The sequence below is a fragment of the Paracoccus panacisoli genome, from assembly GCF_042435015.1.
GTDB lineage: Bacteria > Pseudomonadota > Alphaproteobacteria > Rhodobacterales > Rhodobacteraceae > Paracoccus > Paracoccus panacisoli.
In genome coordinates this window covers 23268-47388 of record NZ_JBHMQU010000009.1, presented here as the reverse complement: position 1 = coordinate 47388, position 24121 = coordinate 23268, and the positions used below count along the sequence as shown (strand labels likewise).

Below are 24121 nucleotides of genomic sequence, written 5' to 3'. Positions count from 1 at the left end.
GTCAGTCGCGCCCCAGCCCGTCGATGATGGCGCGCAGCGTGGCGATGCCGCGGCCCTTCTCGGACGAGGTCACCACCAGCTCGGGATAGGCGGCCGGGTGCTTCTGCAGCTCGGCCTCGATCTGGGCGAGGGTCTGGGTCAGCGTGCCGCTGCCGATCTTGTCGGCCTTGGTAACGACGACCTGGAACGGCACCGCCGAGCGGTCGAGTAGGGTCATGATCTCGTGATCGACGGGCTTCACCCCGTGGCGCGCGTCGATCAGCGCGAAGGCCCGGCGCAGGTTCGGGCGCCCGGCGAGATACGCCTTGAGCAGCGCCTGCCACTTGGCCACCACCGGCAGCGGCGCCTGGGCGTAGCCGTAGCCCGGCAGGTCGACGAGGTAGCTGTGCTCGCCAAGCGCGAAGAAGTTGATCTCTTGCGTCCGGCCCGGGGTATTGGAGGCTCGCGCGATCCCCTTGCGCCCGGTCAGCGCGTTGATGAGGCTCGACTTTCCGACGTTCGAGCGGCCCGCGAAGCAGACCTCGGGGCGGTCGGCCGGGGGCAGGCCATCCATCGCCACGACGCCCTTGACGAACTCGACCGGGCCCGCAAACAGCAGCCGGCCGGCCTCGGCGGCGGCCTCGGACGGCTCGGGGGCAGGGGGGAACGCGACCTTCACAGGACCTCCACCGGATCGCCGGGGCGGATGGTGCCGCCCTGTCGCACCTCGGCATAGATGCCGAAGTCGCTGTGATCGAACAGCCGTTCCAGATCGGCCGGCATGTCGCCGTCCAGATGGCCCGTGTCGGTGTCGGCGCTGGTGGCGGCGCAGCGGCCGATGCGCTCGGTCAGCTTCAGCTCGACCTCGCCGATGCGGATGCGGTTGAGCCGCAGGTCACGCTCGGCATAGGGCGCCCAGCCGTCGATCCACAGGTTGCAGCGCCAGCGGTCGCGCCCGAGCGGGCGGCCGAGCTGCCCCTCGAGCGCGGCGAGCGAGCTGAGCGACAGGATCGACACCCACGGCTGCTTGACGTCGGTCAGCGCCTGCGTGCTGCGCTCCTCGGTTGCGTCCGGTTCGACCTCGACCAGACGGGCGGGCGGGGCCTTGCCGCTGTCGGCCCAGAGCGGCGCGACCCAGACGGCCAGCGCCTCGGGCTCGGCCATCGGATCGAAGCGCAGGTCGGGCAGGTCCGGGTGGGTCAGGTACAGCGCCGCGCCGTCCCAGCCGCCCTTCACCGCCTGCAACGGCGCCGCCGCCGCGCCGCGGACGAAGGCCGACTTGGGCAACCACTTCCGCAGCCTGCCGCCGTCGAGATGGTGCAGCGCCGCCTGATGCAGCACCGCGAAGCGGCGGTCGCCGGGCAGGGCCGCGCGCGGGGTCAGGGCGGCCTCGGCCAGCGTCTCGCCCCCGATCGACTTGACCGGGAAGCGGTGGATGCTGGCCAGCCGCGCGGTCATTTCCGCTTGAGCCGCAGGCTGTCGCGCACGTTGCCGAACAGCTGCGGCGGGTGCCCGTGCATCGACATGATGGTGTACTGCTGGACGATGGTGATCAGGTTGTTGGTGATCCAGTAGAGCACCAGACCCGAGGCGAAGCCGCCGAGCATGAACATGAACACCCACGGCATCCAGGCGAAGATCATCTTCTGCGCCGGGTCGGTGGGGGCGGGGTTCAGCTTCTGCTGCAGCCACATGGTGATGCCGAGCACGATCGCCAGCAGCGGCAGGCTGATCGAGTGCAGCATCGTGCCCTGCGCCGGCGGCATGAACGGCAACAGGCCGAACAGGTTCAGCAGCGACGAGGGGTCGGGCGCCGACAGGTCGCGGATCCAGCCCACCCACGGCGCGTGGCGCAGCTCCAGCGTGACGAAGATCACCTTGTAGAGCGAGAAGAAGATCGGGATCTGCAGCAGCATCGGCAGGCAGCCGGCGGCCGGGTTGACCTTCTGGCTCTTGTAGAGGGCCATCACCTCTTGCTGGTACTTGGCGCGGTCGTCGCCGGTACGGGCCTTGATCGCCTCCATTTCCGGCTGCAGTTCGCGCATCCGGGCCATCGAGACATAGGATTTCCGCGCCAGCGGGAACACCAGCAGCTTCAGCACGAAGGTCAGGGCAATGATCGACCAGCCCATGTTGCCGATCATCCCGTTCAGCCAGTGCAGGACGCGGAAGATCGGCTTGGTCAGGAAATAGAACCAGCCCCAGTCGATCGAATCGACGAAGCGGTCGATGTTCTTGGTCTGCTGGTAGTGGTTGATGGTTTCCCATTCCTTGGCGCCGGCGAACAGGTAGCTGGCCGAGGACAGGACGGTGCCGGGCGCCACGGTCTGTACCGGCAGGCGGGTCTCGGTCTGGAAGATGTCGGCGCCGGGGGCGTATTTTACCACCGAGGTGAAGGCCTGGCCGGGGGCCGGGATCAGCGTGGTCATCCAGTACTTGTCGGTGAAGCCGATCCAGCCGTTGTTCGTGACCTGCGCGACCTGGGCCGGGCCCTCGCCCGCGACCGGGTCGAACTTGACCATGTCCTTGTACTTCACCTCGACCAGCTTGCCGTCGATCATCCCGACCGCGCCCTCGTGCAGGACGAAGAAGTTCTGGGTGTCGGGCTTGCCGTGCCGGGCGAGGATCCCGTAGGGGGCGGCGGCGAAGGGGGTGGCGGCGGTGTTCTCGACCGTCTGGGTGACGGTGAACAGGAACTTGTCGTCCAGCTCGAACACGCGGCGGAAGATCTGGCCCGCGCCATTGTCCCAGACCAGCGTCACCGGCTGGCCGGGGGCGAGCGTGGTGCCGCTTTCGACGGCCCAGGTGGTGGCCGGGCTCGGCACCAGCGCCGGATCGACGCCGGGGCCGGGCATCCAGCCGTAGACGGCGTAATAGGGCTTCTGCACCACCACCGTGGGGTCCGCGCCGGGGGCGGCGGGCGTGCCCTCGGTCACCACGCGGGGCTGGGCGGTGGGCGAGAGCAGCCGCACGAAGGGCGAGGCGGGGTCCAGCGTCTCGCGGTAGCCGGTCAGCAGCAGGTCATCGATGCGCCCGCCGGCGAGCGAGATCGAGCCCTTGAGCGCGGGCGATTCGATGGCAACGCGGGGGGCGGTCAGCACCGGGTCATCGGCCGAGCCGATCAGCGTCGGGCTGGTGGCGGTCGTCGCGGCCGGCGCGCCGGGCGGCACCGCGGCATGGGTCGCATCGGGGGTTCCGGGGGCGGCGGCGGTCGTGGTCGCGGCGGGCGGGGCCTCGGGCACCGGCGGGGCGAAGAAGGCATACCATCCGAGCATCACCAGGGCCGACAGCACCATGGCGAGGATCAGGTTGCGGTTGTTGTCGTCCATCCGACGGGACCCCGGTTCGTTCTGGCAAATACGCGGTGCTTTGACCGGACCCCCCTGCAAAGGTCAAGCGGATTGCGTGGAGGGGGGGCGCCGGACCGGGGCGCTGCCCCGGACCCCGGGATATTTGGGTCCAGCCCGAGGCGGGTGCGGTATGCGCTGCCCCCGCGTGGCCGGGCGCAGGCGGCGGACCGCGCCGCGGGGGCAGGACAGGTGCGGTGTGGGGGAGGGGGGGCGTGCCGGGCCACGGGCAGCGCGGGCCGGGTGCAGGGGTGGGTGATGCGTCAGGGGCCGGTGGTGGTTTGTCGGGGGCAAAGGTACGGCGGACGCGCCGGCCCTGCGGTGCGCCCGGATCGGGGTGACCCCCGAGGTCGTCAGGCCCAAGGCGGGGCGGGGCAGCGGCCGGATGGCTGGGCTCCCGCTCAATCGAGGGGGTCCGACGCGGCCAGCGGGCAACTCGGCTTAGATCGGCGTGACCACCCGCGTGTCATAGAGCCTCGCCACATCCTCCGGCCGGCAAAGCTCGGTGGCGGGCGTCATGCAGGCGGCCGAGGCGCAGGCGGCCGCCAGCCCCAGCGCCTCGGGCGCCGCCATCCCGCGCGCCACCGCCAGCGTGTAGCCCGCCACGAAGCTGTCCCCGGCGCCCACCTTGCTCACGATCTCGACCCGGTGCGCCTCGGCGTGCCAGCGCCCCTCAGGCCCGGCGAGGATGTTGCCGTCCGCGCCCCGTGCCACGATCACCGTCCGCGCCGCCCCCGAGGCGGCGAGCGCCGCGGCGAAATCGGCGGTCTCGGCGCGGGTGGCGAGCGGGCGGCCCGCCAGCCCCTCGGCCTCGGGCCCGTCCATCCTGAGCACCGCGACCGGCCCGCCGGTCCCCGCCGCCACCGCCGCCAGCGCCGCGCCCGAGGTGTCCACGAACAGCCGCACGGCGCCCGCCTCGGTCCCGTCGCCCTGCCGCGCCAGCCGCGCGCCCAGCCGGGCCGCGAATTCGGCCGGCACGCCGGGCGGGTTCGACCCCGACAGCACCACGATCCCCCCGGGCGAGGCCGCCGCCGCGATGCTGTCGAGCGCCAGCCCGACCTCGGGCGCGCCCCAGTCCGGGCCAGGCAGGACGAAGCGGAACTGCGCCCCGCTGCCGCGATCGGTCACCGACAGCGACTGCCGCGTCTCGCCCGGCGCGTCGAGGCGAAGCATCGCCAGCCCCTCGGCCCGCATGAGGTCGCAGAGCCGCGCCCCCGTGCCGCCCCCCAGCGCCACCAGCGCCGTCGAGCGCCCGCCCATCCGGGCGATGGCGCGGCTGACGTTGATCCCCCCGCCGCCCGGATCGACCTGCGGCGCATCGCATCGCAGCTTCAGCTCGGGCACCACCGCCTCGGCCGAGGTCGCCACGTCCAGCGCCGGGTTCAGCGTCACCGTCAGGATCGGCGCCTGCCCCCCGGCGCCCGCGGGGATCATTCCCACCATCGGTCGATCCGGGCGATGTCGTCGTCCGACCAGCCGAAGTGATGCGCGAACTCGTGCACCACCACGTGGCCCACCAGCGCCCCCAGCGTCACGTCGCCCCGGTCGGCCCATTCATCGAGGATCGCCCGGCGGTAGAGATACACCGTATCCGGGAAATGCTGCGGCTCGGAGGGCGATTTCTCGGTCAGCGGCACCCCGTCGTAAAGGCCGGTCAGCTCGAGCGGGTCGTCGATCTCGAGCTCGTCGAGCACCTCTTCGCCCGCGAACTCCTCGACCCGCAGGATCACGTCCTGGGCGTGGCCGGCAAACTCGACCGGCAACCCGGCCAGCACCTCGCGGGCCAGCGATTCGATCTCGGCCGTGGTCGGCGCGGCGCGGTCGGTCCAGTCGGTCATCTCACTCTCCAAACCCTTGCCGGGGCCGATATGGACATAAATCGCGCGCTGTGAAAGAGCGGGCGGATCAAGGAGACGCCGATGACCACCACCCGTTTCGCGCCCTCGCCGACCGGCCATATCCACGTCGGCAACCTGCGGACCGCGCTGATGAACTGGCTGATCGCGCGCAAGGCGGGCGGCACCTTCATCCTGCGGCTGGACGACACCGACCGCGAGCGGTCGAAGCAGGAATACGCCGACGGCATCCAGCGCGACCTGGAATGGCTGGGGCTGACCTGGGACCGGATCGAGCGGCAGTCCGACCGGCTGGACCGCTATGCCGAGGCGGCCGAGGGGCTGCGCGCGGCCGGCCGCCTCTACGAGGTGTTCGAGACCCCGACCGAGCTGGACCTCAAGCGCAAGAAGCTGCTGAACATGGGCCGTCCGCCGGTCTATGATCGCGTCGGGCTGGGCCTGACCGAGGCGCAGAAGGAGGCGCTGAGGGCCGAGGGGCGCGAGGGCTACTGGCGCTTCCGCCTCGACCAGCAGCGGATCGAATGGCCCGACGGGATCATCGGCGACGTGTCGATCGACGCGGCCTCGGTCAGCGACCCGGTGCTGATCCGCGCCGACGGGCAGGTGCTCTATACCTTCGCGTCGTCCGTCGATGACGTGGACATGGGCGTGACCGACATCGTGCGCGGCGCCGACCATGTGACGAACACAGCGACCCAGATCCAGATCATCGAGGCGCTGGGCGGCACCCCGCCGCGATTCGCCCACCACAGCCTCTTGACCGGCCCGCAGGGCGAGGAGCTGTCCAAGCGCCTCGGCACGCTGAGCCTGCGCGACCTGCGCGAGCGGGGCGTGGCGCCGGAAGCGCTGCTGAGCCTCATGGCCCGCCTCGGGTCGAACCAGCCGGTCGAGCTGCGGCTGTCGCTGGACGAGCTGGCCGAGGGCTTCGACCTCGGGCAGTTCGGGGCGAGCCCGACCAAGTTCGACGCCGAGGACCTGTGGCCCCTGACCCGCGAGCGCAACCAGAACCTGCCGCTCTCCGCGGTGGCCGACCGTCTGGCGGCGCTGGGCGTGCCGGACGAATTGGCCCCGGCGGTGTGGGAGGTCGCGCGTCACAACATCACCCGCCTTGACGAGGTCGAGGGCTGGTGGACGCTGATGCGCGACGGTGCCGATCCGGTGATCGACCCCGAGGACGCCGAGTTTGTGGCCGAGGCGCTGGCCCTGCTGCCGCCGCGCCCGTGGACGGCGGCGACCTGGGGCGAGTGGACTGGCGCGGTCAAGGCCGCGACCGGTCGCAAGGGCAAGGGCCTGTTCATGCCGCTGCGCAAGGCGCTGACGGGCATGGACCACGGCCCCGAGATGGCCGCGCTGATGCCGCTGTTGCAGGTCGTTCGCGCGGGGTGAGGCGCGGGCGCAGGCCGGGGCTTGGTGAGGTCGCAGCGGCGCGGTTGACGCGATCCGCCCAATCGCCTTAGCGGGGGCGGAAGACGCGCCCGCGCATGGGCCCAGCCGGGAGAAGGCCGATGGAGTTCGACCGCCGCATCAGGATCGCCCCGTCGATCCTCAGCGCCGATTTTGCCGATTTCGGCCGCGAGATCGCGGCCATCGAGGCGCAGGGGGCCGACTGGGTCCACGTCGATGTGATGGACGGGCATTTCGTCCCCAACCTGACCTTCGGGCCGCCCGCGGTGCGGGCGTTCCGCAAGCACGTCACGACGTTCATGGACGTGCACCTGATGATTGCCCCGGTCGATCCCTACATCGAGGCCTATGCCGAGGCCGGCGCCGAGATGATCGTGGCCCATGTCGAGGCCGGGCCGCATATCCACCGCACCCTGCAGGCGATCCGCGCCACCGGGGCCAAGGCGGGGGTCGCGCTCAACCCCGGCACCTCGCCCGAGGCGGTGGGCTATGTTCTCGACCTGTGCGACATGGTGCTGGTGATGAGCGTCAACCCGGGCTTCGGGGGGCAGAAGTTCATCCCCTCGTCGGTCGAGAAGATCGCGCGCCTGCGCGAGATGATCGGCGAACGGCCGATCCACATCCAGGTGGACGGCGGGATCGACCCGGTGACAGCGTCGCTGGTGGCAGCGGCGGGGGCGGATGTGCTGGTCGCGGGATCGGCGGTGTTCAAGGGCGGCTCGGTCGCAACGCCCGAGGTCTACGGCCGCGCCATCCGCGCCATTCGCGAGGCCGCCGAAGGCGCGCTGCGCTAGTCGCACCGAGACGGTGGCGCCGGGCGCGCCGAAACGGGGTGCCGCGCGCGCCGAGACGGTGGTGCCGGGCGCGCCAAGGCGGTTGTGCCACGCGCGCCGAGGAAGCGGCCCGTTGGTCGCGCCGCAGCCGCGGTGCGCTGGTTGTGCTGAGAGGTGGTGCCAGGCGCGCCAAGGGAGCGGTGCGCTCGTCGCATCGAGACGGTGGTGCCAAAGTGCCGAGGAAAAGGCCGTTAGACGCGCCGAACGGCCGTGCGCTAGTCGTGCCGAACCGCGGTGCGAGGCGCATCGAGGCAACTGCCCGCCGGTCTCGCCGAGGCGGCGGTGCGGGCTTTGCGCCGCAACGGTGGCGCTAGACCTCCAGAGGCAGCGTCCAGCTAGTCGCGCCGGGGCGGCGGGGCGCGGGTCGTGCTGAACGGTGGTACCGGGTGCGCCGAGGGAGCGGTGCGCCAGTTGCGCCGCGACGGTGGGGAGGCGCGCGCCGCGACGCCAACCGCCCAGTGGTAGCGCTGAGCGCACCTGCACCCCGCTCCTATCCCCGCACAGTCGCGGCTTGCGGAGTGCGCCACGGCGGCGAGATGGTCGGCGCGCCGAAATAGAACCCCTGCAGGCAGTCGATCCCGAGGTCGATGAGGAAGGCCGCGTCGTCGGCGGTCTCGACCTGTTCGGCGACGGTGAACATGTCGAAATGCCGGGCGATGGACATCAGCGCCTCGGTCAGCACCTGGTTGTCGCGCTGGGCCGAGATCTGGCGGATGAACTGGCCGTCGATCTTGATCAGATCAAAGGCGAACTCGCGCAGGTAGCGGAACGAGGTGTAGCCGGCGCCGAAATCGTCCAGCGCGAAGCTGATGCCGCGGGACTGCAAGTCCTGCATGAACGGCCGCACCTCGTCGGCGAGCCCCATGGCCGAGCTTTCGGTGATCTCGAGGATCAGCCGCTCGGCGACGCTGTGATCCTGCGCCAGACCCTGCTCGAGCGTGCGCATCCAGTCCGGGTAACCCACGGAACGCGCTGACATGTTGACCGAAAGCCGCAGCGCCGGCTGTTCGGCGAGTGATCGCAGGCCGATCGAGAGCGACAGGCAGTCGATGCGGCGGCCCAGCTCGCTCAGCTCGGCCAGCGGCATGAAATCGCGCAGCGGGACGAAGCGCCCGGTCTCGTCGATGATGCGGATCAGCCCCTCGTAGAAGGCTGGGCGGGTCGGCCGGTCCGAGGGCACGATGGGCTGGAAGGCCAGCACCGCATCGCCGCGTTCGACCGCGCCGCGGACCGTGGACATCGTCAGGCGCGACTGCCGGTCGGCGGCGAAATCCAGCGGAGAGGACGTGCCATCCAGCACGATCTGATCAGGGTCGGGGGTCATGTCAGCCTCTTGGAATCGCCTTGGTCGTCAATAGACACAGGATGCGCTAACAGACCGTGAACTTCGCCCGCCTTTTCGCCGGAGGGTTAACGCGGTGACACCCGAACGCTGCCCCTGGTGCGGGACCGATCCGCTCTATCAGGCCTATCACGACGACGAGTGGGGGGTGCCCGAGACCGACCCGCGGGCGCTGTGGGAGAAGCTGGTGCTGGACGGTTTCCAGGCCGGGCTGAGCTGGATCACCATCTTGAAAAAGCGCGACAATTTCCGCGCGACCTTCGACGGCTTCGACCCCGCGCGGGTGGCCCGCTGGGGCGAGGCCGAGGTGGCGCGGGCGCTGGCCGATCCGGGCATCGTGCGGCACCGCGGCAAGATCGAGGCGACCGTCGCGGGGGCGCGAAAATACCTCGAATTGGAGGAAAGATCCGGCGGATTCACGGGGTTTCTGTGGGGATTCGTGGACGGGCGGCCGATCCGGAATGCCTGGCGCAGCCCGGCCGAGGTGCCGACCGAGACGGCGGAATCGCGGGCGATGGCCAAGGCGCTGAAGGCCGAGGGATTCCGGTTCTGCGGGCCGGTCATCTCGTATGCGTTCATGCAGGCGACGGGGATGGTCAACGACCACCTCGTGACCTGCCACCGGCATCAACCCGTGGCCGCGCTCGGGAAAATCGCCATGCACAGGTGATGCAGCGTTCCTGCACCGTTCATGCGATGTTCATGCACAGTTCATGCGAACGCCATGCAGCCGGCGCAGTGCTCGGCCCCGCATCCCCCAAACCCCGGACCTCAGCCCGCGGCTACCCGGCCAGCATTGCGTCGATCAGCGCCAGCGCGGCGGGCGAGGACCAGTCGGCGTCGCCGGTCATCCGCGCCACCTCGCGCCCCTCGGCGTCGATCAGCACCGTGACCGGCATCGCCAGCACCCCCATGCTGCGCGCCAGCGCCATCTGCGGGTCGGTCAGCGTCGGCAGCGCGCTCACCCCGGCCTCGGCGAAGAAGCGGGTGATCGCGGCCTCGGTGTTGCGGCCCGAGGCGACGGTCAGCACGGCGAAGCGGTCGCCGCCGCGGGCCTTCTGCAGCGCGTCGAGGGCCGGCATCTCCTCGCGGCAGGGGGCGCACCAGGTCGCCCAGAAGTTGAGCAGCACCACCTTGCCCTTCCAGTCGGCCAGCCGGTGCGTCCCGCCGGCGAGATCGGTGAAGGCAGTCTCGGGCGCCGGCGCCGGGGTCGATTCGACCAGCTTCGGCAGGCCCGCGTCGCGGGCGGCCTGCCAGTCCACGGCCCCTCCGGCGGCGGCGTTTGCAGCCAAAAGCAGCGACGTATAAAGGGCGAGTGACCGCAGCATGAGCTTTCCCCCGACAGACAGGACCGCGTGATGACCGACCCCCAGACCCCCGACCGTGACGCGGAACGCTCCGCCAACACCATGTGGGGCGGGCGCTTCGCCGCCGGGCCGGACGCGATCATGGAGGCGATCAACGCCTCGATCGGATACGACCGGCGGATGAGCGCCCAGGACATCCGGGGCAGCCGGGCCCACGCGGCGATGCTGGCCGCGCAGGGCATCATCAGCCCTAGCGATGCCGAGGCGATCCGGGAAGGGCTGCTCACCGTCTTGTCAGAGATCGAGGGCGGGGACTTCGTCTTTTCCACCGCGCTCGAGGACATTCACATGAACGTCGAGGCGCGGCTGAAGGCGCTGATCGGCGAGCCGGCGGGGCGGCTGCACACGGCGCGCAGCCGCAACGACCAGGTGGCGACGGATTTCCGGCTGTGGGTCCGCGACCAGTGCGACGCGGCGGTGGGCGGCCTGCAGGCGCTGATCCGCGCGCTGGTGGCGCAGGCCGAGGCGGGGGCGGACTGGGTGATGCCCGGCTTCACCCATCTGCAGACCGCGCAGCCGGTGACCTGGGGCCATCACATGATGGCCTATGTCGAGATGCTGGGCCGCGACATCGGCCGCTTCACCGACGCCCGGGCGCGGATGAACGAGTGCCCGCTGGGCGCGGCGGCGCTGGCGGGGACGGGGTTCCCCATCGACCGCCACGCGACCGCGCAGGCGCTGGGGTTCGACCGGCCGAGCGCCAACAGCCTCGACGCGGTGAGCGACCGCGACTTCGCGCTCGAGTTCCTGAGTGCGGCGGCGATCTGCGCCACCCATCTGAGCCGGCTGGCCGAAGAGCTGGTGATCTGGTCCTCGGCCCAGTTCCGCTTCGTCGCCATGTCCGACCGCTGGTCCACCGGGTCGAGCATCATGCCGCAGAAGCGCAACCCCGATGCGGCCGAGCTGATCCGGGCCAAGATCGGCCGCATCCTCGGCGCGGCGGTGGCGCTGTTCACGGTGATGAAGGGCCTGCCGCTCGCCTATTCCAAGGACATGCAGGAGGACAAGGAACAGGTCTTCGACGCCGCCGACACGCTGATGCTGGCGCTGGCCGCGACGACCGGGATGATGTCCGACCTGACGGTGAACCGCGACCGGCTGGAGGCGGCGGCCTCGAGCGGGTTTTCCACCGCGACCGACCTTGCCGACTGGCTGGTGCGCGAGGCGGGGCTGCCCTTCCGCGACGCCCATCACGCGACGGGGGCGCTGGTCGCCGCGGCCGAGAAGCGCGGCGTGGACCTGCCCGAGCTGACGCTGGTCGAGATGCAGGCGGTCAATTCTGCGATAACGCAGCAGGTGTATGAGGTTTTGGGCGTTCACAACTCGGTCGCCTCGCGGCAATCATATGGCGGAACCGCGCCGGATCAGGTGCGGGCGCAGATCGCCCGGTGGAAGGGCGTGATGGAGGGGTGGGAATGATTCGCGCATGGTTCGGGCTGGCGGCGCTGGCCGCGCTGGCGGGGTGCGGGGTGGACGGGGCGCCGGTGGCGCCGGCGGCGACCACCGCGACGCAGGTGACGGTGCAGCCGGGGGTCCGCGTGACCGGCGACGCCTATGTGGGGATGCGTTACAACTGATCCCGGCACCGCGGCGAACCGCGGGCGGGGCAGGCCGGGCCATGACCCGGCCGGACGAGAGCCCGGCGAGGCAGGGCGAACAGGCAGGGCGAACTGGCAGGACAAGGGGACAGGAATTGAGCAGGTTGAACGCATGGGGCGGCCGGGGCACCGGCATCGGCATGGGACTGGTCGCGGTGCTGGCGCTGGCCGCCTGCGGCGGCGAGACCCGGCGCACGACGGTGGACGGGCCCGAGACGGCGGTGATGATCCAGAAGGGCACCTACGTCTACAACCCGAACCGCCCGCATCCGCCGGTGTCGCTGTCGCGCTCGGACCTCGAGGGGATTGCGATCCGCTGAGTGGTTGGGGCCAGGCGCCGGCGTCGGGGCGGTGGGGTCTTGAGCCTTGGCGTTGTGGGTTGGTGCGTGCGGAGTACGCACCCTACGGCGGGGGCGGGATTGGTGCGTGCGGAGCACGCACCGTGCGCCGAGGGGGACGTGGGGTTGGTGCGTGCGGAGCACGCACCCTACGCCGGGAGGCGTCGCGTAGGGTGCGTGTTCACACGCACCATTGCGGGACGGTCGTACGACCGGACGCACCACCCCGGCGCCGGCCCGTCGGCCACCCGCCCCAACGCGCGCGGCCTTCAACGCCCCCGCGGGGCGCGCTATACCGGATGCTCGCGGTGCTGGCGTCCCTCGGGGCGCGCGGGCCCGCGGTCGGGCACGGGCGATCAGGGGCGGCATGGATCACTTCACCTACCGGGACGGGGCGCTGAACGCCGAAGAGGTGCCGCTGGCGCGGATCGCGGCCGAGGTCGGCACCCCGGTCTATGTCTATTCCGCCGCCACGCTGACCCGGCACTTCAACCTCTTCCGCGAGGCGCTGGCCTGGACGCCGCATCTCGTCTGCTATGCCGTCAAGGCGAACTCGAACCTTGCGGTGCTGCGGCTGCTGGGCGGCCTCGGCGCGGGCATGGACGTGGTCTCGGGCGGCGAATACGCGCGCGCGGTGGCGGCAGGCGTGCCGGGCGAGCGGATCGTGTTCTCGGGCGTCGGCAAGACCCGCGACGAGATGGCCCGCGCCATCGCCGGCGGCATCCGCCAGTTCAATGTCGAGAGCGAGCCCGAGCTTGCGGTGCTGTCCGAGGTCGCCGCCGCCATGGGCGCCGAGGTGCCGATCGCCGTGCGGGTGAACCCCGACGTGGACGCCAGGACCCACGCCAAGATCGCCACCGGCAAGTCCGAGAACAAGTTCGGCATCCCCATCGCCCGGGCGCGCGAGGTCTATGCCCAGGCCGCCCGCCTGCCGGGGCTGCGGGTGGTCGGCATCGACATGCACATCGGCAGCCAGCTCACCGACCTCGCGCCCTACCGGCAGGCCTATGGCAAGATGGCCGACCTCTGCCGCGTGCTGCGGGCGGACGGGCACGCGATCTCGCGTCTCGACATGGGGGGCGGCCTGGGCATCCCCTACCGGCGCGACAACGAGGCGCCGCCGCTGCCGCTGGAATACGGGCAGGTGATCCGCGAGACGGTGGGCGATCTGGACTGCGAGATCGAGATCGAGCCGGGGCGCAACATCGTCGGCAACGCGGGCGTGCTGCTGGCCTCGGTGATCTTTCTCAAGCGCGGCGAGGGGCGGGATTTCCTGATCCTCGACGCGGCGATGAACGACCTGATCCGGCCGGCGATGTATGACGCTCACCACGACATCGTGCCGGTGGTCGAGCGGGCGCCGGGCAGCGCGGTGGCGCCGGTCGACGTGGTCGGGCCGGTCTGCGAGAGCGGCGACACCTTCGCCCGCGGGGTCGAGCTGCCGGGGCTGGAGGCGGGCGAGCTGGTCGCGTTCCGCTCGGCCGGGGCCTACGGGGCGGTGATGGCGTCCGAGTACAACTCGCGCCCGCTGGTGCCCGAGGTGCTGGTCTCGGGCGACCGCTACGCGGTGATCCGGGCGCGACCGACGATCGAGGAGATGCTGGACCGCGACCGCATCCCGGACTGGCTGTGAGCGCCCCCCCGCCCGAGGCCGGGCGGGACGCGCCGCCGGCGGGCGGCGGGACGGGCGTTGAGCCGGCGCTGCCGCGGGCGGCGCGGCGGGCGGTGGCGCTGACCCGCGCGGGCCTGTGGTGGGAGGCGCTGGCGGCGAGCTTCTGGCCGCCCGCGGCGCTGGCGGCCGGGCCGGTGGCGGCACTGGCGCTGGGGGTCGTGGCGGGACTCGACGCGGCGGGGGTGCCGGGCTGGACGCTCGCGGCGCTGGGCGGGTTCTGGGCGCTGCTCTTCGCGGCGACGGCGCTGGCCGGGTGGCTGCGGTTCCGCGCCCCCCGGCGCGCCGAGGCGCTGGCGCGGGTGGACCGGCGGCTGGCCGGGCGGCCGCTGAGCGCGCTGGGCGACCGGATGGCGCTGGGCGGCCCCGAGGCCGCGGCGCTGTGGGAGGCGCATCTCGACCGCGCCTGGGCCGCCGCCGCCGCCGCTCGGCCGGTTGTCCCCGACGCCGGGCTGGTGCGGCGCGATCCCTACGGGCTGCGGCTGATGGCGCTGACCGCGCTGGTCATGGCGGTGGTCTTCGGCGGCCTCGCCCCGGCGGGGCAGGGACTCTCGGCGATGGCCTCGGGCTGGCGGCCGCTGCGGGACGCGCCCGATCCCGGCGCCCCCGCCGGGCCGGCGTGGGAGGGCTGGGCCGAGCCGCCGGCCTATACGCGGCGGCCGACGATCTATCTCAACGCGCTCGAGGCGGAGGGGCTGGTGGTGCCCGAGGGCACGGTGCTGAGCTTCCGCCTTTATGGCGACGGGCTCGCGGTGGCGCAGGACGTGGGCGAGCCGCTGGCCGAGCCGGCGGGCGCGGCGGGCGCGCCCGAGGCGGTGCGGCTTGAGCGCATCACCGCGCGGCGGGACGGGACGGTGAGCGTCGGCGACCGGCGCTTTGCCCTGACGGTGACGCCGGATGCGGCGCCCGAGGTGAGCCTCGCGGCGCTCGCCACACGGCGCGCGGACGGGCGGCTCGCGCAGGGATTCAGCGCCCGCGACGACAACGGCGTGGCGGCGGGCACGGCGCGGATCGCGCTCGACCTTCAGGCGGTGGACCGGCGCTTCGGCCTCGCCCCCGACCCCGAGCCGCGCGAGGCGCTGAGCCTGCCGCTGCCGCTGCCTGCCGCAGGGGCGCGGCGGCAGGTGCAGGGGACGCTCGGCGGCGATCTGGCGCGGCACCCGTGGGCCAACCTGCCGGTGCGGATCACGCTCGAGGTGCAGGACGGGATCGGCCAGACCGGGGCGACCTCGCCGGTGGCGATGGTGCTGCCGGGGCGGCGGTTCTTCGACCCGCTGGCCGCAGGGCTGGCCGAGGTGCGCCGCGACCTCATGTGGTCGCGCGACAACGCCGCCCGCAGCGCCCGGCTGATCCGGGCGATGGTCTGGCGCCCCGACCGCGCGGTGCCCGACGACGCCGCCCGCGCCATCGTCGCCGCGGTGCAGGCGCTCGAGGCCGGGCCGCTGACGCCCGAGGCCCGCGACGCGGTGGCCGAGGGGCTGTGGACGGCCGCCGTGGCGATCGAGGACGGGGGGTTGTCCGACGCGCTGGCGCGGATGCGGCAGGCGCAGGAGCGGCTGTCCCAGGCCATCCGCCAGGGCGCCAGCCCCGACGAGATCGCCCGGCTGATGGACGAGCTGAAGGCCGCGACCGACGCCTATACCGAGATGCTGGCGCAGCAGGGAGAGGACCCGGCGGCGCGCTTCGACCGCTCGGAGCGGCCGGTGCAGGAGATCACCGGCGACCAGATCCAGCAGATGATGGACGAGATCCAGCGGCTGATGACCGAGGGGCGGATGTCCGAGGCGGCCGAACTGCTCGACCAGTTCAACCGGATGATGGAGAACCTGGAGATGCGCGAGGGCGGCGCGGGCGGCGAGGGCGCGCCGGGCAGCCGGGCGCAGCGGCGGCTGTCCGAGACGCTGCGCGAGCAGCAGGATCTGGCCGACGAGGCGCTGCGCGAGGCGCAGCGCGATCCGTTCGGGCTGGGGCGGCAGGGGATGGACCCCGAAAGCGGTGCCGCGCCGGGCGAGGGGGCGGACGGGGCCGGGCCCGAGGGGGCGCAGCCGGGCGAGCCGGGTGCGGGTGCGGGCGAAGGGGAGGGGGAGGCCGAGGGCGGCAGCCTCGCCGACCGCCAGCGCGGCCTGCGCGAGGAACTGGGGCGGCAGCGCGGGCTGATGCCGGGCCGCGGCACCCCCGAGGGCGAGGCCGCTGGGCGCGAGATCGACCGCGCCGGCCGGGCGATGGAGGACGCCGAACGGGCCCTGCGCGACGGCGACCCGGCCGGCGCGATGGACCGCCAGGCCGAGGCGATCGAGGCGCTGCGCGAGGGGATGCGGGCGCTCGGCGACCTTGCCGCGCGGCAGGGCGGCGAGCGCGGCCAGCCGGGCGACCAGGGCACCGGCGAGGACGGGCAGGCCGGGATGACGGGCCGCGCGCAGGGCGAGGGCGAGGGCCGGTCTGACCGTCCCGGCCGCGACCCGCTGGGCCGTGACCGCAGCGGCCAGGGCGGCAACATCGCCTCGGGCGAGGCGCTGGCCGAGGGCGAGCGGCAGGCGGGCCGGGCGCGCGAGCTGCAGGACGAGATCCGCCGCCGCGCCGGCGAGCCGGCCCGGCCGCGGGCCGAGCGGGATTATCTGGGGCGGTTGCTCGGGGCGGAGTGAGGGGGGGGCGAAGGTCGGTGGTCTGGTGCCGTTGGCCGCATCAGGCAGAGGGGCATCGGGATGATTGCTGTGCGCTCGGCGGATTCGATCCGAGATGCGGCCCCGCTGCGGTGAATGGCCCCAGATGTGCGGGCTTCAGGTCGTGCCGCGCGCCGTCAGAGTTGCCGGATGTCCGGCGTCCATGCACGATCTGACGGCACGCCTGAGCCGGTGACCTCAGAGCGCCCCGCGCACCCGCGCCACGAGCGCGTCGGCTTGGGTGTCGAGCCAGATGCGGCCTTCGTCCACCTGCGCCCGCCAGCTCATCAGCGTGGTGCCTAGCGCCCCCTGATCCGCCATGCGCGGCGCCAGCGCGTAGAGCGTCACCGCCACCAGCGCCACCATCACCGCGAGGTGATAGCCCGCGTCGTGCCGCCGCCGGGCGCGGGCCGCGCGGGTGACGGCGGGAGGCGTGCGCGGGGTGGCAGGCGTGGCCGGGAGGGGCCGGGGGGCCGGGGTGGGCGGCGGGGCGGGCGTGCGGGCGGCGGGGGAGGCGGGTGCCTCGGCGGTGCGGGGGGGCGGGTCCGAGGGGTCCGTCCTGCGCGAGTCGGGGCTGCCGGGGTCAGGGCTGAGGGTGAGGTCGCCGTCCGTGGCGTCGGCGGCCGGCGGCGCTTCGAGAGGCGGTGAGGCAGGCGCAGCGGGGCGCGCGACCGGCGTCGGTGCAGCGGGCAGCGCGGACGGCGCAGCAGAGAGCGGCGCGGGTTCGCTCCCTTCAGGCACAGCGCCCGCACCTGCCGGATCGGCGTCGCGCGACGGCCCGACCACCAAACCTTCCGCCGGCGTCTCCGGCGCGTCGCCCGGCAGGGTCGTGTCGGGGGCTGCGTGGCGGGCGAGGGCCGCGGCGGTGCGGGCGGTGGCGCGCTCGGCCTCGCGCTCGGCGGCGCGGGCCTCGAGCTCGCGGGCGGCCTCGCCGCGCAGGATCTCGATCACCGATTCGTCCAGCGGCCGGCTGAGCGCCGGGCGGGCGGCGGGGTCGAACCCGACCGGATAGGCGCGCCACACGTGCTCGCAGGCGGAACACTCGACGTCGCGGCCGCGGGCGGGGATCGCCTCGGCGTCGATCTCGTACTGCGCGCCGCAGCGCGGGCAGACCAGCCGCATGGAAGCCCTCCGTTCCTGTACCCCGGCCCGGTCGCGGCCCGGTGCCGTGCGGCACCGTGTTTCCATCGCCGCCCGGACGTTCTATCACGCTCCCGTCTATCAAGACCCCGTCCGACCGCCAAGCGCGCCCGCAGGGCACGGACCGGGCGGGACCGGGGGCGGGGGCAAGGAGGGTTGTCGTGATCGAGATGCGGGATGTGGCCTTCGCCTACCCACGGGGTGGCGCGCTCTTCAAGGGCCTCACCCTCAGCCTGCCGCGCGGCTCGTTCCACTTCCTCACCGGGCCGTCGGGGGCGGGCAAGACGACCTTCCTGCGGCTCTGCATCGCCGACCTGCTGCCCTCGGCCGGGCAGATGACGCTGTTCGGCGAGGACGCCGCGACGCTCGGCCGCGATGCCATCGCCGGGGTGCGGCGGCGGATCGGGGTGGTGCATCAGGACACCCAATTCCTCGACCACCTGCCGGTGGCCGAGAACATCGCCCTGCCGATGATGGTCGCGGGCCAGCCCATCGAAATGCAGGCGATCCGCGACCTCCTCGCCTGGGTGCAGATGACGGGGCAGGCGCGGGCCATGCCGCCGTCGCTGTCGGGGGGCGAGCGGCAGCGGGCAGCGCTGGCGCGCGCGGTGATCCTGTCGCCGGACGTGATCCTGGCCGACGAGCCGACCGGAAACCTCGACTGGGAGATGTCCTTGCGCCTGCTGCAGTTGCTGGTCGAGCTGAACCGCTCGGGCAAGACGGTGCTGATCGCCACCCATGACCTGAACCTGATCCGCGCGGCCAAGCAGATGGTCTCGGCGCGGGTGCTCAGGATCGCGGGCGGGCGGTTGCAGACCGCGGGGGCCGAGCTGTGAGCGGGCCGGGGGACCGCCGTGGCGACAGCCGCGCGAAGCTGCGCGACGCGGGCGCGCGGATGCGCGACCTCGCGCGGCGCGGCGGCACGGCGGCGCGGGCCGACCTCAAGGCGCTGGACATGGCGACGCTGTGGCGGGGGCTGATCGGGCGGCAGGCGGGGCTCGCCGACCGGATCGTGCCGCCGACCGGCATGAACGCCCGGCTGACGGTGTTCGCGGCGGGCGTGATGGCGTTCCTCGCGGTGTTCGCGCTGGCGCTGGCGCTGGCCACCGGGCGGCTCGCCGACCGCTGGGCCGAGGGGCTGGCGCAGACCGTGACGGTGCGCGTCTCGGCCCCGCCCGAGGCGATCGAGGCCGAGACCGCGGCGGTGATGGCGGCGCTCGAGACCACGCCGGGCGTGGCCGAGCGGCGCCTGCTGCCGCCCGACGAGGTCGAGGCGCTGCTCGAGCCGTGGTTCGGCCCCGACGTGCCCGTGGACGCCCTGCCGGTGCCGCGGCTGATCGAGGTCCACACCGACGACGATTTCGACGCCGCCGCCCTGCGCCTGAGGCTCGAGGGCGAGGCGCCGGGCGCGGTGCTGGACGACCACACCCAGTGGCGGCGGCCGCTGGTCGCGGCGGCCTCGCGGCTCAAGACGCTCGGCTGGCTGTCGCTGGCGCTGATCGGGGCCGCAGGGGCGGCGATCGTGACGCTTGCGGCGCAGGCGTCGCTGGCGGCGAACGGGCAGGTGATCCGGGTCATGCGGCTGATCGGGGCGCGCGACCTGACCATCGCGCAGGCCTTCGTGCGCCGGCTCACCCGCCGGGTGGCGCTGGGCTCGGCGGGCGGCACGCTGATCGGGATGCTCGCGGTCTGGGCGCTGCCCGACATGAACGCGGCGGGCGGGTTCCTGACCGGGCTCGGCTTCACCGGCTGGGGCTGGCTCGCGCCGCTGCTGATCCCCGTAGTGGGGGTGCTGGTGGGCTTCGTCGCCACCCGCGCCGCGGCGCTGCGGATGCTGCGGGCGGTGCGCTGATGGCCCGGCGGGTCGAGACCCCCGGCTGGGCGCTGGACCACGGCCCGGCGGCCGATCCCGCCGCCTATCGCCCCGGCCCGCTGCCGGCGCTGTGGCGGGTGCGGACGACCGTCTACTACCTCTGGATCGCCGGGGTCACGCTGGTCATGGGGCTGTGGTGGCTGCCCAAGGTGATGCGCGACCCGCGCAACGCCCATGTGCTGCCGGTGGTCTGGACCGGGCGTCTGCTCGCCGCGGCGCGCACCATCCTCGGCGTCTCGGTCGAGCTGCGCGGCACGCCGCCCACCACCGACGCGATCATCGCCGCGAAGCACCAGAGCTTCCTCGACATCCTCGCGATCTCGCACGCCGTGCCGCAATGCGGCTTCATCATGAAGCGCGAGGTGATGCGGGTGCCGGTCATGGGCTACTACGCCCGCCGCGCCGGCTGCATCCCCATCGACCGCGCCCGCGGCGGCGAGGCGATGCGCCAGATCACCGGCGAGATCGCCGAGCGCATGGCCGGGCCCGAGGGGCTGGGCCAGCTCATCATCTATCCCGAGGGCACCCGGACCCGGCCGGGCGAGCGGCGGCGCTACAAGCACGGGGTGGGGACGGTTCAGGCGGCGACCGGGCTGAACGTGCACCCCGTGGCGGTGAACTGCGGGATGTTCTGGCCGCGCGAGGGACTGCGCATCCGCCCGGGCCGCTCGGTGATCGAGTTCCTGCCGCCGGTCCCGCCCGAGGCCGACCCGCCCGAGACGGTGGCCCGGCTCGAGGCGATGATCGAGGGCCGGTCGGACGCGCTGATGGCGATGGCCGGGCTGGCGCTGCCGGCCGCGGACGCGCCCCGGGCCTAGGGCGCGGGCAGCACCGCCACGCGGTGCTCCAGCATCACCGGGACCAGCAGCCGGTCGCCGCTGCGGGCCAGATCGGCCGGCCCTTGCATCGCCGGGGCGGCGACCGGCTCGGCCGCGCCGGTGGCGGGATCGACCCGCAGGATGCGGCCGGGCGTCGGGGTCCCCATCGCCACCCAGTCGCTGACGATCAGCGCCCCGTCCGCGGCCAGCGCCACGCCGTCGAACCGGCCGTGGATGTCGCCCACCGGCGTCGTGGCGCCGCTGGTCAGGTCGATGCGGGTGAGTACGCCGCCTTCCAGCTGCGCGCCGGTGGCCACGACATAGGCGCGGTCGCCGTCAGCCACGACGCCGTTCGCGCCGCCGATCCCGCTGGCGATCACGTCGAACCGGCCGCTCCCGGGGTCGAGCGAGAGCACGCGCCCGGCCTCGAAGTCCGTGACCAGCAGACGCTCGCCGGCCGGGGCGAGGTCGTTGAGCGACCGCGCGCCCTCGGGGCGGTATTCGGCCAGCTGACGGCCGGTCGTGGGATCGAAGGCCACGATGCGGTCGATGTCGGCGACGTAGAGCCGCCCGCCCAGCAGCGCCAGACCCTTGGGCGAATCGAGCGGGGTGCCGGGCTGCGGGATGGCGGGGCCGTCCAGCACCTCGCCCTGCGGACCGATCCGGGCGATGAAGCCGTCCCTGTCCCGGGTCGAGGTGTCGAGAGCCTGCCCGAGGTTCGAGACAAAGCCCTGCTCGCCCGCCATCAAGACGCTTTCGGGATGGGCGAGGGCGGGGGCGTCGGCCGCGGCGGGGCCTGCGGCCACGAGCGCAGCCACGAGCGCGGTCACGGGCGCGGCGGCGGTGAGGGTGAAGCGCATTGGATGTCCTTTCCTGATGATCCGGCTCTGGGTCCGGGTCTAGCGGGGCGGGCGAAGGCGCGTGGTCCCGGCCCGCGCGACTCTGGTCCCGAAACGCTCGATCGGGTGCTGCGCGCGGGCGCGCGGGGTGGCACTCTCGGCCGCATGACGATCGCCGATCCCCAGCTCACGCTCATCAACCGCCTGCGGGCGATGGTCCCGCCGCCCGCGGCCGGACCCGTGCCCGGCACCGGCAAGGTCGGCGCGGGGCCGGGTCTCTTCACCTATTGCGCGCTCAGCCGCGAGCGGATCGCGGATATCCTGGCCGAGCAGCCCGCGGTCGGGATCGTGCTCGAGGGCCGCAAGGAGCTGTGGCTCGGCGCGGACGAGGCGGCGGTCTGCCGGCCCGGCGACGCCTTCATCGTGCCCGCCGACACGCCGCTGACCGCCGTCAACATCCCCGATCCGCAGCGCGGCTGGTACAGGGCGCTCATCATCGAAATGGGGGCCGCGGCGCTGCCCGTGTCGCCGCGCCGCGCCGGACCCGGGCTGGCGCTGACGATGACCGGCGCGCTCGAGGCGGCACTGTGGCACGCCGCGCAGGCGATCGCCGATGCGCCCTCGCGCCCCGCGGTCCGGCAGGCGCGGCTGGACGAGCTGGCCGCGCTGGTGCTCGACGACCCGGTCGGGGGGTGGCTGCTGCGGGCGCGGGCGGGCCAGCGGCTCGCCCGGCTGCTGGCGGCCGATCCGGCGCGGGACTGGACCGTGGATCAGGCGGCCGCGGCGCTGGGCCTTGGCAACGCCACCCTGCGGCGCCGGCTGGCCGCCGAAAAGACCTCGTTCCGGGCGCTTCTGCGCAGCGCCCGGCTGGAGCGCGCGCATCGCGTCCTGTCCGAGACCGGCCGGTCCGGCGCCGCCGCCGCCGCCGCGGGGCTGCGCTCGCGCGGGCATTTCGCGCGCGCCTATCGGGCACGGTTCGGCCACAACCCGGCGCAGTCCGGGCCGGGTCTGGACAACCCGCCCCACCACCCCTAGCTCTGGCCCGATCCAGTCAAGGAGCCTCCATGCCCCCGATCATCGAGGTGGACCGCCTCTCCAAGCGGTATGGCAGCGGCACGGTGGCGCTGGACGCGGTGTCGCTGGCGATCGAGCCGGGCGAGATCCTGGCGCTGCTGGGGCCGAACGGGGCCGGCAAGACGACGCTGATCTCGATCATCTGCGGGCTGGTGGTGCCGACCGGCGGCACCGTCCGGGTCGGCGGGCACGACATCCGCACCGACTGGCGCGCGGCGCGCCGGCTGATCGGGCTGGTCCCGCAGGAGATCGCGCTCGAGCCCTTCGAGACGGTGATCGACAGCGTGCGCTTCACCCGCGGGCTTTATGGCGAGGGGCCGGACGAGGCCTATCTGGAACAGCTTCTGCGCAGCCTCGCGCTGTGGGAGAAGCGGGGCGCCAAGACCCGCGAGCTGTCGGGCGGGATGAAGCGGCGGGTGCTGATCGCCAAGGCGCTGTCGCACCGGCCGCGGGTGCTGTTTCTCGACGAACCCACCGCCGGGGTGGACGTGCATCTGCGCCGCGAGATGTGGCAGGTGGTGCGCGACCTGCGGGCGCAGGGCGTGACGATCATCCTGACCACGCACTACCTCGAAGAGGCCGAGGACATGGCCGACCGGATCGGGGTGATCGACAAGGGGCGGCTCTTGCTGGTGCGTCCCAAGGCCGAGCTGATGGGCGAGTTCGGGCGGAAGCGCCTGACGGTCGAGCTGGACCGGCCGCTCGCGGCGCTGCCCGAGGGCCTGCCGCCCGGGATCGCGGCCGGGCTGACGCTGGCGCCGGGCGGGCTGCGGCTGGACTATGACTACGACGCGCGGGCGGCGCGGACCGGGATCGGGGCGCTGCTCGCGGCGCTGAACGAGCGCGGGATCGCGGTGCGGGACGTGGCGACGACGCAATCCTCTCTGGAAGAGGTGTTCATGGCGCTGCTCGAGCATGGCGGCGCCGCAGGGGCCGCCGCGGGGCGCCTCGGGTCCGGGGCGGCGGACGAGGGTCCTGCGCCGGCCGCGCCGCCGGTGACGGAAGCGCTGGGCGAGGCTGCGGGCGCAGAGGCCGGGGATGCGGCCGTGGCGCGGGATGCAGGGCGGGGCACGGCATGAACTGGCAATCGGTCCGGGCGATGTATCGACACGAGATGGCGCGGTTCTTCCGCACCATCTGGCAGTCGCTGGCCTCGCCGGTGCTCTCGACCGTGCTCTATTTCGTGGTCTTCGGCGCGGCCATCGGCGGGCGCATCCAGGCGGTCGAGGGGATCGCCTATGGCGCCTTCATCGTGCCGGGGCTGATGATGCTGACGGTGCTGCAGCAGTCGGTGTCGAACGCGAGCTTCGGCATCTATTTCCCCAAGTTCTCGGGCACGATCTACGAATATCTCGTGGCGCCCACCGGCTGGGCCGAGGTGGCGCTGGGCTTCGTCGGCGCGGCGGCGACCAAGGCGGTGCTGATCGCGCTGATCATCCTGGTCACCAGCTTCGCCTTTGTCGGCGTCCACATCGCCCATCCCGTGTGGATGCTGGTGTTTCTGGTGCTGACGGCGGTGGCGTTCTCGCTGCTGGGCTTCATCATCGGGCTGTGGGCGAAGAACTTCGAGCAGCTGCAGCTGGTGCCGATGATGGTGATCACGCCGCTCGTGTTCCTCGGGGGGGCGTTCTACTCGGCCTCGATGCTGCCGGCGCCGTGGGACCGGATCGCCACGTTCAACCCGGTGCTGCACCTCATCTCGGGGTTCCGCTGGTCGTTCTTCGGCATGGCCGACGTGCCGGTGGGGCTGTCGCTCGCGGCGGTGGTGGTGATGATCGCGGTGCTGCTGGTGGCGGTGCGGTGGATCTTTCTCACCGGTTGGCGGCTGCGGGAGTGAGGCGTTCGGGGGGCTACGCGGATCGCCGGCACGCCCGTCGCGCGGGCGGCCCCATCGCGGCAAAGTTGTAACGGCCCAGGGCGCTTCGCGCAAAAAGTTAACCACGCCCCCACTATCTTAACCCTTCGTTAACCAATCCCCGGCTAC

Annotated in this window: 22 protein-coding genes and 1 pseudogene; 14 read left to right on the top strand and 9 right to left on the bottom strand. The window is 73.1% G+C overall.

Annotated elements, in window-relative coordinates; all coding sequences use genetic code 11:
- Nucleotide 1 precedes the first annotated feature (1 nt).
- From yihA to ACFHYO_RS01860, 5 genes are all read right to left on the bottom strand, one after another.
- The gene (gene yihA / locus ACFHYO_RS01880) at nucleotides 2-658 is read right to left on the bottom strand and encodes a ribosome biogenesis GTP-binding protein YihA/YsxC (RefSeq protein WP_036705450.1); all 657 of its coding nucleotides are present in this window, start codon (nucleotides 656-658) and stop codon (nucleotides 2-4) included.
- Complete coding sequence (locus ACFHYO_RS01875) at nucleotides 655-1437, bottom strand: MOSC domain-containing protein (protein WP_394317968.1); 783 nt, start codon at nucleotides 1435-1437, stop codon at nucleotides 655-657. Before ACFHYO_RS01875 ends, yihA begins: the two co-directional genes overlap by 4 nt.
- A complete protein-coding gene (yidC, locus tag ACFHYO_RS01870; RefSeq protein ID WP_394317966.1) occupies nucleotides 1434-3308 on the bottom strand; it encodes a membrane protein insertase YidC in 1875 nt (624 codons plus the stop codon). Before yidC ends, ACFHYO_RS01875 begins: the two co-directional genes overlap by 4 nt.
- Nucleotides 3309-3767: 459 nt before the next feature.
- Nucleotides 3768-4769 (bottom strand): 1-phosphofructokinase family hexose kinase, encoded by a 1002-nt coding sequence (locus tag ACFHYO_RS01865; RefSeq protein ID WP_394317964.1) that lies wholly within the window; start codon nucleotides 4767-4769, stop codon nucleotides 3768-3770.
- A complete protein-coding gene (locus ACFHYO_RS01860; RefSeq protein WP_036735199.1) occupies nucleotides 4757-5164 on the bottom strand; it encodes a metallopeptidase family protein in 408 nt (135 codons plus the stop codon). Before ACFHYO_RS01860 ends, ACFHYO_RS01865 begins: the two co-directional genes overlap by 13 nt.
- Before the next feature lie 81 nt (nucleotides 5165-5245).
- Here ACFHYO_RS01860 and gltX point away from each other — a divergent pair, with 81 nt between their 5' ends.
- Complete coding sequence (gltX, locus tag ACFHYO_RS01855) at nucleotides 5246-6568, top strand: glutamate--tRNA ligase (protein ID WP_394317962.1); 1323 nt, start codon at nucleotides 5246-5248, stop codon at nucleotides 6566-6568.
- Between the two features lie 119 nt (nucleotides 6569-6687).
- Nucleotides 6688-7380 carry a ribulose-phosphate 3-epimerase gene (rpe, locus tag ACFHYO_RS01850; protein ID WP_394317960.1) on the top strand — a complete coding sequence of 231 codons (693 nt, stop codon included), beginning with the start codon at nucleotides 6688-6690 and terminating at the stop codon, nucleotides 7378-7380.
- 529 nt (nucleotides 7381-7909) lie between these two features.
- Here the strand turns inward: rpe and ACFHYO_RS01845 are convergent.
- Nucleotides 7910-8743 carry an EAL domain-containing protein gene (locus ACFHYO_RS01845; protein WP_394317958.1) on the bottom strand — a complete coding sequence of 278 codons (834 nt, stop codon included), beginning with the start codon at nucleotides 8741-8743 and terminating at the stop codon, nucleotides 7910-7912.
- 94 nt (nucleotides 8744-8837) lie between these two features.
- On the opposite strand from ACFHYO_RS01845, the gene ACFHYO_RS01840 reads away from it, so the two are divergent.
- Entirely contained in the window at nucleotides 8838-9431 is a 594-nt protein-coding gene (locus ACFHYO_RS01840; protein ID WP_394317956.1) for a DNA-3-methyladenine glycosylase I, read from the top strand.
- A 112-nt stretch (nucleotides 9432-9543) separates the two neighbouring features.
- On the opposite strand, the gene ACFHYO_RS01835 is transcribed toward ACFHYO_RS01840, so the two are convergent.
- The gene (locus tag ACFHYO_RS01835; protein WP_394317954.1) at nucleotides 9544-10089 is read right to left on the bottom strand and encodes a TlpA disulfide reductase family protein; all 546 of its coding nucleotides are present in this window, start codon (nucleotides 10087-10089) and stop codon (nucleotides 9544-9546) included.
- Nucleotides 10090-10119: 30 nt separating this feature from the next.
- Between ACFHYO_RS01835 and argH the strand changes: the two genes are divergently transcribed.
- The 5 genes from argH to ACFHYO_RS01810 all read left to right on the top strand — a co-directional run bounded on the left by argH (nucleotide 10120) and on the right by ACFHYO_RS01810 (nucleotide 16375).
- Nucleotides 10120-11547, top strand: coding sequence for an argininosuccinate lyase (gene argH, locus ACFHYO_RS01830; RefSeq protein ID WP_168783160.1), 1428 nt, complete (start codon nucleotides 10120-10122; stop codon nucleotides 11545-11547).
- On the top strand, nucleotides 11544-11705 hold the full coding sequence (locus ACFHYO_RS01825) for an argininosuccinate lyase (protein WP_139305905.1): 162 nt from the start codon (nucleotides 11544-11546) through the stop codon (nucleotides 11703-11705). The genes argH and ACFHYO_RS01825 overlap by 4 nt, the downstream gene beginning before the upstream one ends.
- Nucleotides 11706-11821: 116 nt before the next feature.
- Nucleotides 11822-12046 (top strand): hypothetical protein, encoded by a 225-nt coding sequence (locus ACFHYO_RS01820; RefSeq protein ID WP_394317951.1) that lies wholly within the window; start codon nucleotides 11822-11824, stop codon nucleotides 12044-12046.
- A 385-nt stretch (nucleotides 12047-12431) separates the two neighbouring features.
- Nucleotides 12432-13697, top strand: coding sequence for a diaminopimelate decarboxylase (gene lysA / locus ACFHYO_RS01815; RefSeq protein WP_394317949.1), 1266 nt, complete (start codon nucleotides 12432-12434; stop codon nucleotides 13695-13697).
- Complete coding sequence (locus ACFHYO_RS01810) at nucleotides 13694-16375, top strand: DUF4175 domain-containing protein (RefSeq protein WP_394317947.1); 2682 nt, start codon at nucleotides 13694-13696, stop codon at nucleotides 16373-16375. Before lysA ends, ACFHYO_RS01810 begins: the two co-directional genes overlap by 4 nt.
- 216 nt (nucleotides 16376-16591) lie before the next feature.
- On the opposite strand, the gene ACFHYO_RS01805 is transcribed toward ACFHYO_RS01810, so the two are convergent.
- Nucleotides 16592-17515 carry a zinc-ribbon domain-containing protein gene (locus ACFHYO_RS01805; protein WP_394317945.1) on the bottom strand — a complete coding sequence of 308 codons (924 nt, stop codon included), beginning with the start codon at nucleotides 17513-17515 and terminating at the stop codon, nucleotides 16592-16594.
- A gap of 179 nt (nucleotides 17516-17694) precedes the next feature.
- Here ACFHYO_RS01805 and ACFHYO_RS01800 point away from each other — a divergent pair, with 179 nt between their 5' ends.
- The 3 genes from ACFHYO_RS01800 (at nucleotide 17695) to ACFHYO_RS01790 (ending at nucleotide 20224) form a co-directional block, all read left to right on the top strand.
- Nucleotides 17695-18369 carry a cell division ATP-binding protein FtsE gene (locus tag ACFHYO_RS01800; RefSeq protein ID WP_394317943.1) on the top strand — a complete coding sequence of 225 codons (675 nt, stop codon included), beginning with the start codon at nucleotides 17695-17697 and terminating at the stop codon, nucleotides 18367-18369.
- A 119-nt stretch (nucleotides 18370-18488) separates the two neighbouring features.
- Nucleotides 18489-19385, top strand: a complete 897-nt coding sequence (locus tag ACFHYO_RS01795; protein ID WP_394318098.1) for a cell division protein FtsX — start codon at nucleotides 18489-18491, stop codon at nucleotides 19383-19385.
- Nucleotides 19385-20224, top strand: a complete 840-nt coding sequence (locus tag ACFHYO_RS01790) for a lysophospholipid acyltransferase family protein (protein ID WP_394317941.1) — start codon at nucleotides 19385-19387, stop codon at nucleotides 20222-20224. The genes ACFHYO_RS01795 and ACFHYO_RS01790 overlap by 1 nt, the downstream gene beginning before the upstream one ends.
- Here ACFHYO_RS01790 and ACFHYO_RS01785 read toward each other — a convergent pair.
- Nucleotides 20221-21084 carry an SMP-30/gluconolactonase/LRE family protein gene (locus tag ACFHYO_RS01785; RefSeq protein ID WP_394317939.1) on the bottom strand — a complete coding sequence of 288 codons (864 nt, stop codon included), beginning with the start codon at nucleotides 21082-21084 and terminating at the stop codon, nucleotides 20221-20223. The two genes, ACFHYO_RS01790 and ACFHYO_RS01785, sit on opposite strands and share 4 nt — an antisense overlap.
- A gap of 144 nt (nucleotides 21085-21228) precedes the next feature.
- On the opposite strand from ACFHYO_RS01785, the gene ACFHYO_RS01780 reads away from it, so the two are divergent.
- The 3 genes and pseudogenes from ACFHYO_RS01780 (at nucleotide 21229) to ACFHYO_RS01770 (ending at nucleotide 23974) form a co-directional block, all read left to right on the top strand.
- The gene (locus ACFHYO_RS01780; RefSeq protein WP_394317937.1) at nucleotides 21229-22098 is read left to right on the top strand and encodes a helix-turn-helix domain-containing protein; all 870 of its coding nucleotides are present in this window, start codon (nucleotides 21229-21231) and stop codon (nucleotides 22096-22098) included.
- A gap of 29 nt (nucleotides 22099-22127) precedes the next feature.
- Nucleotides 22128-23057 (top strand): annotated as a pseudogene (locus ACFHYO_RS01775) (ABC transporter ATP-binding protein); the annotation flags it as partial.
- A gap of 155 nt (nucleotides 23058-23212) precedes the next feature.
- Nucleotides 23213-23974: an ABC transporter permease gene (locus tag ACFHYO_RS01770; RefSeq protein WP_394317935.1), complete on the top strand. Its 762-nt coding sequence runs from the start codon at nucleotides 23213-23215 to the stop codon at nucleotides 23972-23974.
- The last annotated feature ends 147 nt before the right edge of the window (nucleotides 23975-24121 follow it).

What these genes read in the sequence shown, in the direction of transcription:
- ACFHYO_RS01875 (WP_394317968.1), bottom strand. Translation starts at nt 1,437, where the DNA reads ATGACCGCGCGGCTGGCCAGCATCCACCGCTTCCCGGTCAAGTCGATC.
- yidC (WP_394317966.1), bottom strand. Translation starts at nt 3,308, where the DNA reads ATGGACGACAACAACCGCAACCTGATCCTCGCCATGGTGCTGTCGGCC.
- ACFHYO_RS01865 (WP_394317964.1), bottom strand. Translation starts at nt 4,769, where the DNA reads ATGGTGGGAATGATCCCCGCGGGCGCCGGGGGGCAGGCGCCGATCCTG.
- ACFHYO_RS01860 (WP_036735199.1), bottom strand. Translation starts at nt 5,164, where the DNA reads ATGACCGACTGGACCGACCGCGCCGCGCCGACCACGGCCGAGATCGAA.
- gltX (WP_394317962.1), top strand. Translation starts at nt 5,246, where the DNA reads ATGACCACCACCCGTTTCGCGCCCTCGCCGACCGGCCATATCCACGTC.
- rpe (WP_394317960.1), top strand. Translation starts at nt 6,688, where the DNA reads ATGGAGTTCGACCGCCGCATCAGGATCGCCCCGTCGATCCTCAGCGCC.
- ACFHYO_RS01845 (WP_394317958.1), bottom strand. Translation starts at nt 8,743, where the DNA reads ATGACCCCCGACCCTGATCAGATCGTGCTGGATGGCACGTCCTCTCCG.
- ACFHYO_RS01835 (WP_394317954.1), bottom strand. Translation starts at nt 10,089, where the DNA reads ATGCTGCGGTCACTCGCCCTTTATACGTCGCTGCTTTTGGCTGCAAAC.
- argH (WP_168783160.1), top strand. Translation starts at nt 10,120, where the DNA reads ATGACCGACCCCCAGACCCCCGACCGTGACGCGGAACGCTCCGCCAAC.
- ACFHYO_RS01825 (WP_139305905.1), top strand. Translation starts at nt 11,544, where the DNA reads ATGATTCGCGCATGGTTCGGGCTGGCGGCGCTGGCCGCGCTGGCGGGG.
- lysA (WP_394317949.1), top strand. Translation starts at nt 12,432, where the DNA reads ATGGATCACTTCACCTACCGGGACGGGGCGCTGAACGCCGAAGAGGTG.
- ACFHYO_RS01805 (WP_394317945.1), bottom strand. Translation starts at nt 17,515, where the DNA reads ATGCGGCTGGTCTGCCCGCGCTGCGGCGCGCAGTACGAGATCGACGCC.
- ACFHYO_RS01795 (WP_394318098.1), top strand. Translation starts at nt 18,489, where the DNA reads ATGGCGACGCTGTGGCGGGGGCTGATCGGGCGGCAGGCGGGGCTCGCC.
- ACFHYO_RS01790 (WP_394317941.1), top strand. Translation starts at nt 19,385, where the DNA reads ATGGCCCGGCGGGTCGAGACCCCCGGCTGGGCGCTGGACCACGGCCCG.
- ACFHYO_RS01785 (WP_394317939.1), bottom strand. Translation starts at nt 21,084, where the DNA reads ATGCGCTTCACCCTCACCGCCGCCGCGCCCGTGACCGCGCTCGTGGCT.
- ACFHYO_RS01780 (WP_394317937.1), top strand. Translation starts at nt 21,229, where the DNA reads ATGACGATCGCCGATCCCCAGCTCACGCTCATCAACCGCCTGCGGGCG.
- ACFHYO_RS01770 (WP_394317935.1), top strand. Translation starts at nt 23,213, where the DNA reads ATGAACTGGCAATCGGTCCGGGCGATGTATCGACACGAGATGGCGCGG.